At 66.2% G+C, this 15,980-nt stretch carries 15 protein-coding genes and 1 pseudogene; 4 read left to right on the forward strand and 12 right to left on the reverse strand.

Annotated elements, in window-relative coordinates; genetic code table 11:
- The first annotated feature begins 31 nt into the window (after nt 1-31).
- Entirely contained in the window at nt 32-742 is a 711-nt protein-coding gene (locus ACFPOU_RS11850; protein ID WP_379721246.1) for a lysophospholipid acyltransferase family protein, read from the forward strand.
- Between the two features lie 23 nt (nt 743-765).
- Nucleotides 766-1,701: a M48 family metallopeptidase gene (locus ACFPOU_RS11855; protein ID WP_379721172.1), complete on the forward strand. Its 936-nt coding sequence runs from the start codon at nt 766-768 to the stop codon at nt 1,699-1,701.
- Nucleotides 1,702-1,749: 48 nt separating this feature from the next.
- Here the strand turns inward: ACFPOU_RS11855 and ACFPOU_RS11860 are convergent, their stop codons facing one another.
- From ACFPOU_RS11860 to ACFPOU_RS11885, 6 genes are all read right to left on the reverse strand, one after another.
- Nucleotides 1,750-2,301, reverse strand: a complete 552-nt coding sequence (locus ACFPOU_RS11860) for a YcxB family protein (protein WP_379721175.1) — start codon at nt 2,299-2,301, stop codon at nt 1,750-1,752.
- Nucleotides 2,302-2,348: 47 nt separating this feature from the next.
- Nucleotides 2,349-3,617 carry a lipid IV(A) 3-deoxy-D-manno-octulosonic acid transferase gene (gene waaA, locus ACFPOU_RS11865; protein WP_379721178.1) on the reverse strand — a complete coding sequence of 423 codons (1,269 nt, stop codon included), beginning with the start codon at nt 3,615-3,617 and terminating at the stop codon, nt 2,349-2,351.
- Nucleotides 3,614-4,594: a lipopolysaccharide heptosyltransferase I gene (waaC, locus tag ACFPOU_RS11870; RefSeq protein WP_379721181.1), complete on the reverse strand. Its 981-nt coding sequence runs from the start codon at nt 4,592-4,594 to the stop codon at nt 3,614-3,616. The genes waaA and waaC overlap by 4 nt, the downstream gene beginning before the upstream one ends.
- A gap of 12 nt (nt 4,595-4,606) precedes the next feature.
- Entirely contained in the window at nt 4,607-5,992 is a 1,386-nt protein-coding gene (locus ACFPOU_RS11875; protein ID WP_379721184.1) for a phosphomannomutase/phosphoglucomutase, read from the reverse strand.
- A gap of 185 nt (nt 5,993-6,177) precedes the next feature.
- Nucleotides 6,178-6,489, reverse strand: a complete 312-nt coding sequence (locus ACFPOU_RS11880) for an H-NS histone family protein (RefSeq protein WP_136221252.1) — start codon at nt 6,487-6,489, stop codon at nt 6,178-6,180.
- Between the two features lie 76 nt (nt 6,490-6,565).
- Complete coding sequence (locus ACFPOU_RS11885) at nt 6,566-7,666, reverse strand: MraY family glycosyltransferase (RefSeq protein WP_379721187.1); 1,101 nt, start codon at nt 7,664-7,666, stop codon at nt 6,566-6,568.
- A gap of 943 nt (nt 7,667-8,609) precedes the next feature.
- On the opposite strand from ACFPOU_RS11885, the gene ACFPOU_RS11890 reads away from it, so the two are divergent.
- Nucleotides 8,610-9,461 carry a symmetrical bis(5'-nucleosyl)-tetraphosphatase gene (locus ACFPOU_RS11890; RefSeq protein WP_379721190.1) on the forward strand — a complete coding sequence of 284 codons (852 nt, stop codon included), beginning with the start codon at nt 8,610-8,612 and terminating at the stop codon, nt 9,459-9,461.
- Between the two features lie 114 nt (nt 9,462-9,575).
- Here the strand turns inward: ACFPOU_RS11890 and ACFPOU_RS11895 are convergent, their stop codons facing one another.
- The 6 genes and pseudogenes from ACFPOU_RS11895 to ACFPOU_RS11920 form a co-directional block, all read right to left on the reverse strand.
- Nucleotides 9,576-10,349 (reverse strand): lysophospholipid acyltransferase family protein, encoded by a 774-nt coding sequence (locus ACFPOU_RS11895; RefSeq protein WP_379721193.1) that lies wholly within the window; start codon nt 10,347-10,349, stop codon nt 9,576-9,578.
- A 41-nt stretch (nt 10,350-10,390) separates the two neighbouring features.
- A complete protein-coding gene (locus ACFPOU_RS11900; RefSeq protein WP_379721196.1) occupies nt 10,391-11,671 on the reverse strand; it encodes a dihydroorotase in 1,281 nt (426 codons plus the stop codon).
- Nucleotides 11,672-11,682: 11 nt separating this feature from the next.
- Nucleotides 11,683-12,651 (reverse strand): annotated as a pseudogene (locus tag ACFPOU_RS11905) (aspartate carbamoyltransferase catalytic subunit); the annotation flags it as partial.
- Nucleotides 12,641-13,171 carry a bifunctional pyr operon transcriptional regulator/uracil phosphoribosyltransferase PyrR gene (pyrR, locus tag ACFPOU_RS11910; protein ID WP_379721199.1) on the reverse strand — a complete coding sequence of 177 codons (531 nt, stop codon included), beginning with the start codon at nt 13,169-13,171 and terminating at the stop codon, nt 12,641-12,643. The pseudogene ACFPOU_RS11905 and the gene pyrR, both read right to left, overlap by 11 nt.
- On the reverse strand, nt 13,158-13,550 hold the full coding sequence (ruvX, locus tag ACFPOU_RS11915; protein ID WP_379721202.1) for a Holliday junction resolvase RuvX: 393 nt from the start codon (nt 13,548-13,550) through the stop codon (nt 13,158-13,160). Before ruvX ends, pyrR begins: the two co-directional genes overlap by 14 nt.
- Before the next feature lie 2 nt (nt 13,551-13,552).
- Nucleotides 13,553-14,173, reverse strand: coding sequence for a YqgE/AlgH family protein (locus tag ACFPOU_RS11920; protein WP_379721249.1), 621 nt, complete (start codon nt 14,171-14,173; stop codon nt 13,553-13,555).
- Between the two features lie 298 nt (nt 14,174-14,471).
- On the opposite strand from ACFPOU_RS11920, the gene ACFPOU_RS11925 reads away from it, so the two are divergent.
- Nucleotides 14,472-15,944: a cryptochrome/photolyase family protein gene (locus tag ACFPOU_RS11925; protein WP_379721204.1), complete on the forward strand. Its 1,473-nt coding sequence runs from the start codon at nt 14,472-14,474 to the stop codon at nt 15,942-15,944.
- The last annotated feature ends 36 nt before the right edge of the window (nt 15,945-15,980 follow it).

Below are 15,980 nucleotides of genomic sequence, written 5' to 3' on the forward strand. Positions count from 1 at the left end.
GTTCCTGCGTTCCCTGCTGTTTACCATCGTCATGGTGCTCGCCACCGTGGTCTGGGCCTGCGTCTGCTTCCTCGCCGCGCCGCTCCCGTACAACAAGCGCTTCTGGGTGACCTCGCGCTGGAACGTCTTCATCATCTGGTGCGCGAAAGTCATTTGCGGCATCCGCTACCAGTTCAAGGGCTACGAGAACCTGCCGGACGCGCCGGCCGTGGTGCTGTCGAAACACCAGTCGGCCTGGGAAACGATTTTCCTGCTGCCCAACCTGACCCGTCCCCTGGTCTTCGTCTTCAAGAAGGAAATCCTCTACATTCCCTTCTTCGGCTGGGCGATGGCGCTGCTGCGCATGATCCCGATCGACCGCAAGGAAGGCAAGAACGCCTTTGCCCACGTGGTCCGCCATGGCAAGCGGCGCCTGGCCGACGGCCAGTGGATCATCATGTTCCCCGAGGGGACGCGCATCCCTGTTGGAAAAAAGGGCAAGTACAAGAGCGGCGGCGCCCGCCTGGCTGTAGAAACCCAAGCCGTGGTCGTGCCGATCGCGCATAATTCAGGTGAATGCTGGCCGAAGAATTCGTTCATCAAGCGGCCAGGACTCGTGACGGTCTCGATCGGCAAACCGATCTCGCCGCAACACCACACTCCCGAAAGCCTGATGCAAGAGGTCGAAAATTGGATAGAATCAGAAATGCGCGTCATTTCGCCCCACGTCTACACCGATGGCTCAACGAAGTTGGCGCCCTGATCAAGGCACCAGCGCGGCATGACATGACTTCCTCCACGGTCAACGGCGCCCAACTCGACCTGTTCGGACAAGCGGCCAGCGCGCCGGACCCTTTTCACCGGGTCCTGGACGCTCCCCCCGCGCCGGCCGCAAAGCCGCTGCCGCAGCCGCCGCAACCGCTGTTCAAGGCGCCGCCCGCGCCGCCACGCATCAACCTTCCTTCCCCGCCCCGCACGCCCGACGATCCACCCCTGCGCCGCATCGTGCTGGGCCACTACGCGGTCGACTACGAACTGAAACGCTCCGCGCGGCGCTCGATCGGCTTCATGATCGACGACGACGGCCTGCACGTCACCGCGCCGCGGCGCGCGATCTTGCCCGACATCGACAACGCGATTCGCGCCAAGCAGCGCTGGATCCTGACCAAGCTGCACGAACGGGGCGAACGCCGCGCAAAACGCGCCGAGCGCGCGCCGCTCGTATGGGAAGACGGCGCCCGCCTGCCCTACCTGGGCGGCGAGATCACCCTGCGCCTGCAGCCGGCGCCGCGCAGCCACTGCATGTTCGACGCCGGCACGCGCGAGCTCAATGTCGGCGTGACGGCCGGGCTGTCGGAGTGGCAGATCAAGGAGCGCGTGAAACTGTGGTTCCACGCCGAGGCGAAGCGCCTGTTCGTCGAGCGCCTCGATTTCTACGCGCCGCAACTGGGCGTGCAATACAGCGCGCTGACGCTGTCCTCGGCCGGCACGCGCTGGGGGTCCTGCACGATCGGCGGCAGCATTCGCCTGAACTGGCGCCTGGTGCACTACGCGCTGCCGCTGCTGGACTACGTGGTCGTGCACGAACTGGCGCACCTGCGCGAGATGAACCACAGCCCGCGCTTCTGGGCGGTCGTGGGATCGGTGTTCGCGGATTACGACGGCGCGCGGCGCGAGTTGCGGCGCAGGTCGCATGAAATGCCGGTGTTGTTCACGCAGTGAGCGTTCGATCGGCCGCGCGCAAGCCGCAACGGCCGCCAGCCTGTCAACCTATCTCAGCGCATGATCCCGGCGCGCCTCCGCCAGCATGCGCATGGCGCCATGCTGCGCCTCGTCCAGGCAGCGATACGGAATCGGCAAGGTGCCGCGCTTGAGAACCATCATGAAACCGCGCGAATAGGTGCGCACGGCCATTACGTCCGACCAGTTGATCAGGGTAACGCCGCCGCTGGTGCGCACGATGCCGTGCTGGTCGATGGTGAATTCGTAGGTGCGGCGGCCGCGTCCGAGCAGGACGAAATTGAGGGCCGCGGAGGCGGTGCTCTTCACGCGCAGGTAGAGGCTGGCCGGCCAGCGGATGCGCCGGCGGCGGATCAGGAAGCCGCCGTGCTGCCACATGAAACCGATGTACTCGCGCAGCGAATAGCGGACGAAGAAATGCAGGTCGCCTAGCGCGCTGACCACCGAGGGCAGCGAGGCCGCGCCGGAAGCACCGGCGGAACCGTAGAAATTGTCGACGGCGCCATCGGCTGCTGCTCCATGCGCCACCATGGCCACCGGCTTGCCGCTACCGGCCGGTCCCGGATGATTTAATGACGACATGCGCATCCCCTTCTTCTGCCGAACTCAAAAAACAATGGTAACAAAAGCTACTCAAATTCCTGTTGCAGGAGTTCAACAGTGCGCAGGGTCGCGCCACGGTGACGGCTTGCGAATTCGGCCGCCCTGCTGCCCATATCGGCGCGTGCACCGGCGTCGCACAGGAGCCGCACGGCCTGCGCCAGCAAGGCCTGCGCATCGGCTGCGCGCACGGCTGCGCCGGCCGCGACCGCTTCGTCCGTCGCATCGAGAAAATTGAAGGTGTGCTCGCCCACCAGCACCGGCTTGCCCAGCGCGCAAGCCTCGATCAGGTTCTGTCCGCCGAGCGGCAGCAGGCTGCCGCCGATGAAGGCGCAATCGCAGGCCGCGTAATAGGCGAACATCTCGCCCATCGAATCGCCCAGCAGGACGTCGGCGGCGACGGCGCCGCCGCTCATCTGCGAGCGCAGCTGCAGCGACAGGCCGCGCGCGCGCACCAGCTGCGCGACGTCGTCGAAACGCTGCGGATGGCGCGGCACGATCGCCAGCAGCATGCCGGCCGGACGGTTCGGCAGGCGTGCATAGGCGTCCAGGATCAGCGCTTCTTCCCCTTCGCGCGTGCTGGCGCACAACAGCACCGGGCGGTCCGCAAAGCGCGCGCGCAGCCAGGCGCCGGTGTCCAGGGCGGCCTGCGGCGGCACGACGTCGAACTTGATGCTGCCGCTGACCGCCACCTTCGGCGCGCCCAGCGAGCGGATGCGCGCGGCGTCCGCCTCGGTCTGCGCGGCGACGGTCGTGATCGCGCGCGCCGCCTGCACCATCAGGCTGCCGAACTTCCGGCCGCGGCGCAGCGACCGTTCCGACAGGCGCGCGTTCACCAGCGCCACCGGCACCGCTTGCCGCGCGCAGCCGGCGATCAGGTTCGGCCAGACTTCGGTCTCCATCAGGATGCAGATGCGCGGCGCGAAATGATGCAGGAAGCGCCTTACCATGAAGCCGGTGTCGTACGGGAGATAGGACTGGATCACGCGCTCGCCGTGGTGCGCGAACAGCGCGCGGCCGGTGGCGCGGCCGGTGGGCGTCATGTGGGTCAGCAGGACGCGGCTGTCGGGCCACCTGGCCAGCAAGGCTTCGACCAGCGGTTCGGCCGCGCGCGTCTCGCCCACCGAGACCGCATGCACCATGAAGGTGGGTCGTACAGGAGGCGGCGGGCCATAGATGCCGAGGCGCTCGCCGATATGGGCACGGTAACCGGGCTCCTTGCGTCCGCGCCACCAGAGGCGCGCCAGCACGGGCGGCAGCGCCAGCCACCACAGGAAGGAATACAGGGGGCGGTTCATCGGGCGTCCAGCAGGCCGCGCGCGGCGGCGATGACCTCGCCGCTCGAAGGCGGCGCGCCCTTGTCGCCCAGGTTGACGATGCGTGGCGACCAGTTGCCCTCGGTCTTCCATTTCGGCGAGTCGGCGTAGATTTCCACCGTGGGCCTGTAGAAGGCGGCGGCGATGTGGGTCAGGCCCGTGTCGACGCCGATGGCCAGCGCAGCCTGCTGCGCCAGCGTCACGGCATCCATCATCGACAGTTTCGGCAGCACCCGCGCGTTCGGCAGGCGCGCGGCCAGCGCGTCGGCGTCGCGCTTCTCGGCGTCGGAACCCCAGGGCAGCAGCACCGGCATCGGCGCCAGCGCGCGGCCGGTGGCGATCCAGTTGTCAGGCGCCCACTTCTTGGCGTCGCGCGCGGTACCGTGGAAGAAGACGGCATAGTCCTCGCGCGGCAGCCAGTCGGGACGCGGGACGGCAGCAGGCGGCGGCAGCCCGAAGTCGGGCGGCGTGTCGACCGCATAGCCGAGAGCGGCGCCCGCGACCATGCGCCCGCGCGCGACCGCATGGGTGCGCGGATCGAGCGCGATGCTCTCGGTATGGAACAGGCGCGAGATGCCTTCGTAGCCGGAGCCCTCGCTGCCGTTGGCCAGCCCCACCTTGCGCCCGCCGCGCCGGATACGCGCGGCGCCCATGACGATGCCGGTTTTCAGCAAGCCCTGGGTATCGAACACGAGGTCGTATTCCTCTTCGCGCAAGCTACGGAAGAAGGCCCTGATTTCGGCACGCACCGCGGGCGTGCGCAAGCCCTTGCGCCAGCGCCGCAAGGCGAACGGGATGATCTTGCGGACATGCGGGTTCAGGCGCACGAGGCTGACATAGCCCTCCTCCACTACCCAGTCGATCGTCGCCCCGGGCTGGTGGCGCAACAGGTCGGCCACCATCGGCAGGTTGTGCAGCACGTCGCCCAGCGACGATACCCGCACCAGCAGGATTTTCACCGCGGCCTCGCGTCAGAACGGCAGCTTGGCGTCGGGCTTGGCGGCCAGGATCACGCTGCGGAACTCGTCCTGGATGCGCGCCAGCGCTTCTTGGTTCTCGCCCTCGAAACGCAGCACCACGACCGGGGTCGTGTTCGAGGAACGGGCCAGGCCGAAGCCGTCCGGGTACTCGACGCGCAGGCCGTCGATGTCGTTGATCTTCTCGCAGGTGGGGAAGGTCGCATCGGTGCGCAGCTTCTCGATCAGGGCGAAGTTCTCGCCTTCGTTCAGGTGCAGGTGCAGCTCGGGCGTGCTGATCGCCATCGGCAACGCGTTCAGCAGCGCCGACGGATCGCTCGTCCTGGTCAGCAGCTCGAGCATGCGCGCGCCCGCATACAGGCCGTCGTCGAAACCGTACCAGCGGTCCTTGAAGAAGACGTGGCCGCTCATTTCGCCGCCCAGCGGGGAACCCGTCTCGCGCAGCTTGGCCTTGACCAGCGAGTGGCCGGTCTTGTACATCAGCGCACGGCCGCCATGCTGTTCGATCCAGGGACCGAGATGGCGCGTGCACTTGACGTCGTACAGGATCTCGGCGCCGGGATTACGCTCGAGGACGTCGGCCGCGAACAGCATCATCTGGCGGTCCGGATAAATGATCTCGCCATTCTTGGTAACGATGCCGAGGCGGTCGCCGTCGCCGTCGAAGGCCAGACCGATTTCGGCGTCGCTCGATTCCAGCGCGCGGATCAGGTCCTGCAGGTTTTCCGGGTGCGCCGGGTCCGGGTGGTGGTTCGGGAAAGTGCCGTCGACTTCGCAGAACAGCTCGATCACTTCGCAGCCCATGCCGCGGTACAGGTCGCCCGCGAAGGCGCCGGCCACGCCGTTGCCGCAGTCGACCGCGATCTTGATCGGACGCGCCACTTTCACGTCGCCGATGATGCGCTCGAGGTAGGCGGCGCGGATGTCATGGGTGCTGTAGCGGCCCGGCTCGGCTGCGCTGCTGCCGTCGTGCGCGACGATGCTGTCGTACAGGGCGGTGATCGCTTCGCCGTGGATCGCTTCGCTCGCCAGCACCATCTTGAAGCCGTTGTAGTCGGGCGGATTGTGGCTGCCGGTGACCATGATGCCCGAGCGCGTCCCTTGCAGGACGTTGGTGGCGAAATAGACCATGGGCGTGGCGACCATGCCGAGGTCGATGACGTCGACGCCGGCGGCCTGCAAGCCTTCGGCCAGCGCGGCCGTCAGCGCCGGGCCGGACAGGCGGCCGTCGCGGCCGATCACGACGCTGCGCTCTCCCTTGGCCAAGGCGGCCTGGCCGAAGGCCTGGCCGATGCTGCGCGCCACGCCGGCGTCGAGCGTGCTGTCGATGACGCCGCGAATGTCATACGCTTTGAAAATCGTTTTTGAGAGAGCAACCATGTTCTACCTTGAAGAGTCGGGCGCCGTCATGCACGGCCCGGTCCGTCGATACGGAGGGCGGCAACGCCAAATGATGGGAGGGTGACAAAACAGGGAGTATTGTAGCGGCAAGCGCGGCCATTGGGTGGTCCCGATGGCCGGCTGGAGTGCCTTGCCGGCGAGCGCCGGCAAGCGAAATTAACGGCTCAGACGCGCAGCTTGTCCAGGGATTTGCCGCCTTCGACCCATTCCTTGACCCATTTAGGCTGGCGGCCACGGCCGGTCCACTGTTGCGACGAATTGTCCGGATGGCGATAACGCACGGCGACCGAACCGGTTTTGCTGCCACGTGCCGGCGTGTTGATCAGGTCTTTCAGCGGTACGCCAACCTTTTGAGCGATGGCCAGGATTTGCTCGCGTGCCTGTTGCACTTCCTGATGCTCACGCTGTTTCATTTCCTGCTTGATTTGCTCCTGCAGGTTGCGCAAATCGCCAACCGACATATTTGACAGATCCATCATTGTTCCTCGAAAGTTGGGTTAATCCAATTCAGGTGAATTCTCACCAAATGTCGCAATATACTACATTGGCAATTTATTGCCAGTCCTTCTTGCGCCAAATCAGCCATCTGGGAGACTTGAATCGAACGATACGCGCATACAACCAGACATAGCTGATTACGAACAATAAACAGAATACTATCAAGACGGTGGTGTTCTGCCAAAACAATGTGGCAGGGATGACAGCCATCAGTGAAAACAGCCACAAATAGGGCGAGGTGCGCGCATTTCGCTGGAGCAGGGCACGTGCCTCTTTTTTACCGACAGTCCACCTGACGATACGCCTGAAAATAAGGCTATGCAAGTGAATACCGTCAGGTACCGCCGGTGATTTTCCGCGCACAAACATACGCCGGTAAGCGGAGAAAATCGTTTCGAAAGCCGGATAAATGAGCAGCAGTGCCGCATACCAGGTCGACACTTCCGGGTTACGCATTACCAGCAGCAAGGCCAGTTCGCCGAGCATGAATCCGATAAAATAGGCACCGCCGTCGCCGAGGAATATCAGGCCTACCGGGTAATTCCAGATCAGGAAGCCGGCGGTCGCACCGGCGACCATCAGCGCGGTAACGAGAAGAAACATGTCCCCCACCTGCAGCGCGACATAGGCCAATGAAAGCAGCATGCAGATAGTGACCATGCTGGCCAGGCCATTGAACCCGTCGATGATATTGATCGCATTCGCAATGCCCGCCACCGCCAGGACGGTCAGGGGCAGCGCAATCCAGCCTGCGGCCAGTATGACCAGGCCGAACGGCAGGTCGATGCGCTGGATCTTTGCGTCGAGCAACAGGTAGGCCAGCATGGCGCCTGCCATCGTCAGCAACAGCCTGCGCGAAGGCCGCACCGCGCCCGTATAGTCCTCGAGCACGCCCCCGATGAAGGCGACGAAGGCGCACAGCAGCAGCGTGGGTAGCGACTCCAGCAGCGCCGGCTGGCGCCAGATGGAGATCGCGGCGGCGAACACCACCGACAGGAAGATCGGCAGCCCGCCGATACGGGCCACCAAGTGCGTATGGACGCGCTGGACGCCCTTGAAATCGCGGTCGAGCGCCGGCCTGTGCAATCTTGCCTGCTTGATCACCAATAAGGTCAGCAGGGCCGAGCAGACGAAGCTGACAAAAAATGAAAACATGGATATCCCGCGGTTCATGGCCCGACGGGCGGCCGCCCCTAAGCCGCACTGCGGCGGTGGAGAATGCGCCATCGGGCTTGCAATAAGGTTCAGAACGTGTCCGTTCGTAGAGCGCCCGGCAACAGCCGCCCCGCGCGTGGCTTGCAAGGCGCAGCGCAGAAAGCAGTCGAGGATGCAGCGCCGCGGCGCAACGCGGCGATGGGGGTTTTGGCGGGCACTCCGGTGCCATTCTAACCGGATCGGCGCCCTCGTCACGGGAATGTCCGCTCGAGCGCATGTACCGTGTTCGACATTGCGCCGGAGCGTATGCAAGGGCGTATCGAAAATACGCGTTTCTCGCCGCGGCGGACGCCTTCTCCGCGGCGCATACCCGGTCCGCCGGGCGTTTTTAATGATTGCGATGCTTTACGGTACGTTCGGTAATAAGCCATGGAGTGCGCTACGCGCACTAAACATGAGAAACTTTTCATTTGCCGCGTCGACCGATAAGCCTGCTCGATATCGGTGATTTTCGCGCCATCCGCAGGCAATGCCCGAGTCCCGATATCGCCTGCCGCGCCGGCGCGCCAATATCTCCTCCGACCGCGCCCGCCGGGTTTTCGCTATTCCCTTTTACCGGCTGCCGACATGACACGGTCTTCGATACCGGATTTGCCCCTGCCATATCGCGGCGGCCTGCCCATGCCGCCAGCCGGCTGCGCGATTGCTTTGCAAGCGCGCCGATGCAGGCCGGTTCCAATCGGCCGAGATAATCCGGACCGCCCCGATTCCACCCCGACAAGCGTGCTCGGCGGATAATCGATTCCTGCGCGACCGGATTACATCGGAATCGGCCGCATGCGGGCCCATCGCACTACATCGCCCGGCAAAATCATTTAGTATGCCCTCCACAGTAAATCATCCGCACGGCTGCGTTGGCGGCAACGGCGAACAAGAAACCACCATGAAAACCTATGTCATCGGCGACCTGCAAGGTTGCGCCCACGAGGCGCAAGCCCTGCTTGAAAAAATCGCCATCGATGCCGGCGCCGAAGTTCACGCGCGCATTCTTTTTGTAGGCGACCTGATCAACCGTGGTCCGGAATCGCTGCTGGCCTTGCGGCGCATGAAGGCGCTGGCGGAAACGAGCGGCGGCCGGGTCGAAGCCCTGCTCGGCAACCACGACCTGCATTTGCTGGCCGTCGCCGCCGGTGCGCAGCAGGCCAGCAAATCGGATACCCTCGACGAGATCCTGGCCGCGCCCGACCGCGACGAACTGCTGGCCTGGCTGCGCGGCCGCCCCCTGGCGATGTTCGTCGACGCCCACCTGCTGGTGCATGCCGGCGTGGCGCCCCAATGGGACGCGGCGCAGACGATGGCGCTGGCCGGCGAAGTCGAGGAGGTGCTGCGCGGGGACAATTGGGTCGCTTTCCTGACCCACATGTACGGCAACCAGCCGGCCCGCTGGGACGACCGCCTGCAAGGCATGGAACGCCTGCGCTGCATCGTCAACGCCCTGACGCGCATGCGCCTGTGCCTGCCCGACGGGACCATGGATTTCGCGCACAAGGAAAGCGAGAGCGGGCCGGCCGGCTCGGGACTGCTGCCCTGGTTCGATTTGCCGGGCCGGCGCACGATGGATGTGACGGTGGTGTTCGGCCACTGGTCGGCGCTGGGCCTGATCATGCGTCCTAACCTGGTGGGCCTGGACAGCGGCTGCGTCTGGGGCGGCAAGCTGACCGCGGTCTGCCTGGACGATCGCGGCCTGCTGCAGGTCGACTGTCCGGAATACCGGCCGCACGCCGGCAAGGCTTGAGAACCTATCCCAGCAGGAAGTGAGTCGTTGCTGACGCGCCTGACAAACGGGCGCTGCGTTGCTCCCGCTTGCCATGCATCGTCATCGACTTCCGCCTTCCTACCGAGCCGGGTTCTAGGAAATCAGCACCGGCGCGGCTGCCGCGTTCGCGTCGACCGGCCCCAGGGCCGCCTGGATCGCGTCATGCGCCGCCTGCGCCAGTTCCCTGCGGTGCGCGCCGCTGCCCGCCAGCGGCGCCAGGCAAGCCAGCCGCGCCCGTACCGGCGGGCCTTGCAGGATGGCCGCGATGCTGTCGCCGAAACTGACGTCGCCCGTGTAGTCGACGCTGCGGTGCCAGGCGCCGGCCGCGTCGAGATAGGCCACCGCGCAGGGCTGCACCGGCACCCGCGCATCGACGGCCGCCTCGAACAGGTTGGCGTGGAAGGGCAGCACGCTGCCCTGCTGGCCGACGGTCCCTTCCGGGAAGAAGGCGACGCGCTCGCCCTGCCCCAGCACCAGCACCAGGCCCTTGAAGATATGGCGCAGCTCGCGCCGGTTGCCGCGCGCGATGAACACGGTGCCGGCGGCGGCGGCCAGCCAGCCGAGCACCGGCCAGGCGCGGATCTCGGCCTTGGCCACGAAACGGCAGGGATGCAGCGAATTGATGACGAAGATGTCGAGCCAGGAGATGTGGTTCGACACGAACAGCGCGTGCTCGAGCGCGGCGATGCCGCTTGCGTCTTCCACGCGCACGTTGCAGATGGCAAGCAGCCGGCGCGACCAGCGGCGCGTGGCGGCGTCGCGCAGGCCGCGCCCGGCCCACGGGAACACGAGCGCGCAGGTCGCCAGGCCGGCGAGCAGGTGGACGATCAGGCGCGCGAAGCGCCAGGCGAGGCGAAGTCGGATCATGGTCGCGAAAAAAAAAGCGGGGCCGCAGCCCCGCGCAGGAATCAGCGCTGGTAGGCGATGCGCCCGCCGACGACGGTGGCCTGTACCTGGCCGCTCAGTTCATAGCCGAGGAAAGGCGTGTGCTTGCCCTGGCTGGCCAGGGCCGCGCCGTTGACCAGCCAGCGCAGGTTCGGATCGAACAGCACGATATCGGCCGGCGCACCCACGCCCAGTTGGCCCGCCGGCAGGCCGGCGGTACGCGCCGCGTCGGCCGTGATCTTGGCCAGCGCACGCGGCAAGGCATCCATGCCGCGCTGTTCCTCGGCCCATTTCAGGGTCAGGGACAGCAGCAGTTCCAGGCCGGTCGCGCCCGGCGAGGCTTCGCCGAAGGGCAGTAGCTTCTCGTCGTCGTCGACCGGGGTATGGTCCGAGCAGACCGCGTCGATGGTGCCGTCGAGCAGGCCGGCCGTGATCGCATCGCGGTCGCGCCCGCTCCTGAGCGGCGGCGTCAGGCGCGCGTTGGAGTCGAAGAAGCCGATGTCGGCATCCGTCAGGTGCAGGTGGTGCACGCCGACGTCGCAGGTGACGGGCAAGCCTTCCTTCTTGGCGGCGCGGATCAGGTCGAGGCCCGCGGCGGACGAGATGCGGCACAGGTGGACCCGGGCGCCGGTCGCGCGCACCAGCTCGAAAATCGTGTGCAGCGCGATCGTCTCGGCCATCACCGGCACGCCGGACAGGCCCAGGCGCGAGGCCAGCGGGCCGCTATGGGCGACGCCGCCGCGGCCGATGTGCGGATCCTGCGGACGCAGCCAGACCGTGTAGCCGAAGGTTTTGGCATACTGCAGCGCGCGCAGCAGGACGTTGGTGTCCAGGATCGGCACCTCGGCCTGGGCGAAGCCGATGCAGCCGGCCTCGGTCAATTCCGCCATCTCGGTGAGGGCCTCGCCCCTCAAACCGATGGTCAGCGCGCCCAGCGGGTGCACATGGGCCAGATCGAGGTTGCGGGCGCGGTGCTTGAGCATCTCCACCAGGCCCGGCTCGTCGAGCACCGGATCGGTATCGGGCGGGCAGACCAGGGTGGTCACGCCGCCCTGCACCGCCGCGCGCATTTCCGATTCGAGCGTCGCCTTGTATTCGTAGCCCGGCTCGCGCAGGCGCGCCGAGAGGTCGACCAGTCCGGGCGCGACCACCAGGCCACTGGCGTCGAGGGTGGTGTCGGCCACGAAGCCGGCCGGGGCCGCGCCGATGGCCTGCACCTTGCCGTCCGCAACGAACAGGTCCGTGACGCTGTCGACGCCGTTTGCGGGGTCGATCAGACGCCCGTTCTTGATATGTAGTTTCATCCGTGCGAAGTTCAAGCCCTGCCTCCCGCCAAAATACTCATCACTGCCATGCGCACCGCGATACCGAAGGTTACCTGCGGCAGGATCACGGCCTGCTTGCCATCGGCCACCGCCGAGTCGATCTCGACGCCGCGGTTCATCGGCCCCGGGTGCATCACGATCGCGTCCGGCCTGGCCAGCGCCAGGCGCTCGGGCGTCAGGCCGTAGCTCTTGAAATACTCCTGGGCCGAAGGCAGCAGCGCACCCGACATGCGCTCGTTCTGCAGGCGCAGCATGATGATGACATCGACGTCCTTCAAGCCTGCGTCCATGTCGTTGAACACGCGCACGCCCATGTGTTCCAGGCCGCCCGGCAGCAGCGTCTGCGGACCGATGGCGCGCACTTCCGGCACGCCCAGGGTGGTCAGCGCATGGATGTCCGAGCGCGCCACGCGGCTATGCAGGATGTCGCCGACGATGGCCACGCGCAGGTTGGTGAAATCCTGCTTGTAGTGGCGGATCGTGTACATGTCGAGCAGGCCCTGGGTCGGATGCGCATGGCGCCCGTCGCCGGCGTTGACGACGTGGATCTCCTTGCGGCCGCTGTCGTTGAGATGCTTGGCGATCAGGTAGGGCGCGCCCGACTGCGCGTGGCGTACCACGAACATGTCGGCATGCATGGCCGCCAGGTTGTCGATCGTATCGAGCAGCGACTCGCCCTTGGTGGTCGACGAGGCCTGGATGTTGAGGTTGATGACATCGGCCGACAGGCGTTTCGAGGCGATCTCGAAGGTGGTGCGGGTGCGCGTGCTGTTTTCGAAAAACAGGTTGAACACGCTTTTCCCGCGCATCAGCGGCACCTTCTTGACTTCGCGGTCGGAGATGCCGACGAAGCTCTGTGCGGTGTCGAGGATGTGGTTGACGATCGCCTTGGGCAGGCCTTCGATGGTGAGCAAGTGCTGCAGCTCGCCGTTTTTGTCCAGTTGCGGGTTATTGTGCAGAATCGGCATTGTCTTCTTCGATCGTGAGCGAGAGTTGGCCGGCGCCGTCACGCGTCAGCGACAGCAGCTGGTGGCCGGGAAGCGAGGTGGTCACGCCGACGAAATCCGGCGCCACGGGGAGTTCGCGCCCGCCGCGGTCGGCCAGCGCCGCCAGCTTGATGCAGGCCGGGCGGCCATAGTCGAACAGCACGTTGATCGCGGCGCGCGTGGTGCGTCCCGTGTAGAGCACGTCGTCGACCAGCAGGATGGTGGCGCCGTCGACGTTGAAGCCGATGTGGGTCGGCTTCACATCCGGATGCAGGCCCTTCCTGGCGTAGTCGTCGCGGTAGAACGAGACGTCGATGAAGCCGAGGCGCCCTTTCAGGTCGAGGTCGGCGGCGAGCCGCTCGGCCAGCCAGGCGCCGCCCGAATGGATGCCGACGATGGCGGCGTCGGGCAGGCCGGCGAAAGCGGCGCGCACCTGTCCGAGCAGGGCACGGTACAGCGCCTCGGCATCGAAGTCTTGATTAGTTGTTGGCATGATCGTCAAAGTACTGTTGCAAAATGATGGCGGCGGCCTTGGCATCGATGATCTCGCCGCGCTTGGCGGGAATCACGACGGACGAGTAGCGCTCGTCGACCAGCTCGACCGGGAGGTCGAAGCGTCCATGGAGCTGGTTGGCGAAGCGGCGCGCGCGCAAGGTCATGTCGTGCTCCGCGCCGTCCGGATGGCGCGGCTCGCCGACGACCAGGCGCGCGGGACGCCACTCGTCGATCAGCTTGCCGATGGTGGTGAAGCGGGTGGCGTTGTCGATGGCGTCCACGACCGCGAGGGGCTGGGCCTGGCCCGTCAAGGTATTGCCCATCGCAATGCCGATCCGCTTGATGCCGAAGTCGAACCCCAGAACGATATCAACCATCGTCACGCATGGCCGGCCTCGGAGGCGAGCATCATCGGGTCGATACCCAGCAGTTTGATGGCGGCGTTGTAGCGCTCCTCGATCGGCAGGTCGAACAGCACGTGGGCATCGGCGCCGACGGTGAGCCAGCCGTTGCGCGAGATTTCTTCTTCGAGCTGGCCGGGGCTCCAGCCGGCGTAGCCGATCGAGACCAGCATGCGCGCGGGACCGGCGCCGCTGGCGACCGCCTCGAGCACGTCGATCGAGGTGGTGAAGGCGACTTCGTCGGTGACGTTCAGCGAGGAAGAATAGCGTCCGCCCGGGCTGTGCAGCACGAAGCCGCGGTCATCCTGGACCGGGCCGCCGAACATGATCGGCTCGTCGACCACGTTGGAACGCAAGCCCTCGGCCAGCTTCAGGTCGATGCGGTCGAACAGCACCTCCATCGTCATGTCGGTCGGCTTGTTGATGACGACGCCGAGCACGCCTTTTTCGTTGTGCTCGCACACATAGACCACCGCGCCGCCGAAGATCGGGTCTTGCATGGATGGCATGGCGATGAGGAAATGATTGGCCAAATCTAAGCCTGATGGTGCCGGACCGATATTGCCGAGTGTTTCGCCTCCTTGCGGCAGGCCGGCCATAGGCAGAGTGGTGCCGATTTTGCTTTTCTTCATACGCTGACTCTCTGTTGGCTCAATCTCTGGGAGAACCTCGATCGACCGGCCGCGCATCCGATGCTGCACTCGCCGCGGTTTCCCGAAGCCCCTCTGTTTTGCTACTAGTATCCAGACTACAACATCAGGCTTTTCAATAGTTTACACTGAAACGCGCGACCGGCCATCGCAAACGCCGTTGCGCGCGCGGCCGGCGCATCGATTTCCTGGCGCACTGCGTCGATCCTAGCCCGTAAAATGGCCAGCCCTGTTGACTGACAACACGATGATTCCGAAAAGCAAGTCCCTCGTCTGGTTCCGGCGCGACCTGCGCACTTTCGACCATGCCGCGCTGCACCACGCGCTGCGCGACGCCGTGCAAGACGGCGGCGCCGTCCACTGCGCGTTCGTGTTCGACACCGACATCCTGGCCGGCCTGCCGCGGCCGGACCGCCGCGTGCGTTTCATCCACGCCAGCCTGCGCGAGCTCGATGCCGAGTTGCGGCAGCTCGGCGGCGGCTTGATCGTGCGCCACGGCGCGGCGCACGAACTCATTCCCCGGCTGGCGGCCGAACTCGGGGCGGCGAGCGTGTACGTCAACGACGACTACGAGCCCGCCGCGCTCGCCCGCGACGCGCACGTGGCGGCGCTCCTGGCGGCCGACGGGCGCGCCCTGCTGCGCTTCAAGGACCAGGTCATCTTCGAGAAAAGCGAGGTGCTGACCCTCGGTGGCGGCGTCTACGGCGTCTTCACGCCCTATAAAAATGCCTGGCTCAAGCGGCTCGATGCCCAGCCCGAGGCCGCCGCGCCCTGGATGATCGAACCGTATGCGGCCGGCTTCGCCGCCGCGCCCGCGCTGGCGCTGCCCAGCCTCGCCGCGCTCGGCTTCGACGACGGCCCCCTGCCCGCCCCGCCCGGCATGTCCGGCGCCACCGAAGCGTTCGAGGCTTTCCTGCCGCGCCTTTCCGACTATGGCACGGCGCGCGATTTTCCGCAGCTCGACGCGACCTCGCGCCTGTCGATCCACCTGCGCTTCGGCACCACCTCGGTGCGCCACCTGGTGCGCACGCTGCGCCAGATGACGGCCAACGGCGCCGGCGGCGCGGGCGCGCCGGTGTGGCTGTCGGAACTGATCTGGCGCGACTTCTACGCGATGATCCTGTTCCAGCACCCGCACATCGCGCAACAATCCTTCAAGCCGGCCTTCGATGCCGTCGCCTGGGAAGCGGGCATCGAGGCCGACGCGCTGTTCGCGGCCTGGTGCGACGGGCGCACCGGTTATCCGCTGGTGGACGCGGCCATGGCCCAGCTGAATACGACCGGCTTCATGCATAACCGGCTGCGCATGGTGACGGCCAGCTTCCTGGTCAAGGATCTCGGCATCGACTGGCGCCTGGGCGAACGCTATTTCGCGCGCCAGCTCAACGACTACGACCTGGCGTCGAACGTCGGCGGCTGGCAGTGGGCCGCCTCGACCGGGTGCGACGCGCAGCCGTGGTTCCGGATTTTCAATCCGACCACGCAGTCGCAGCGCTTCGACCGGCACGGGGAGTTCATCCGCCAATACCTGCCGCAACTGGCCAGGCTGGAGGCGCGCGCTATCCATGCGCCGTGGCTGGCGCCGGCAGAGGAGCTGAAGGCGTGCGGGGTGGTGCTGGGGGAGAATTATCCGGCGCCGATCGTGGACCATGCGCAGGCACGGCAGCGGACGCTGGAACGGTTTGCGGTGGTCCAGGCCGCGCAACGGCAGGGCAGCTGACGCGGGGCGGCTGACGCGGGGCGGACGGGGCCGTCG

The sequence above is a fragment of the Massilia jejuensis genome, assembly GCF_042656795.1.
GTDB lineage: Bacteria > Pseudomonadota > Gammaproteobacteria > Burkholderiales > Burkholderiaceae_D > Telluria > Telluria jejuensis.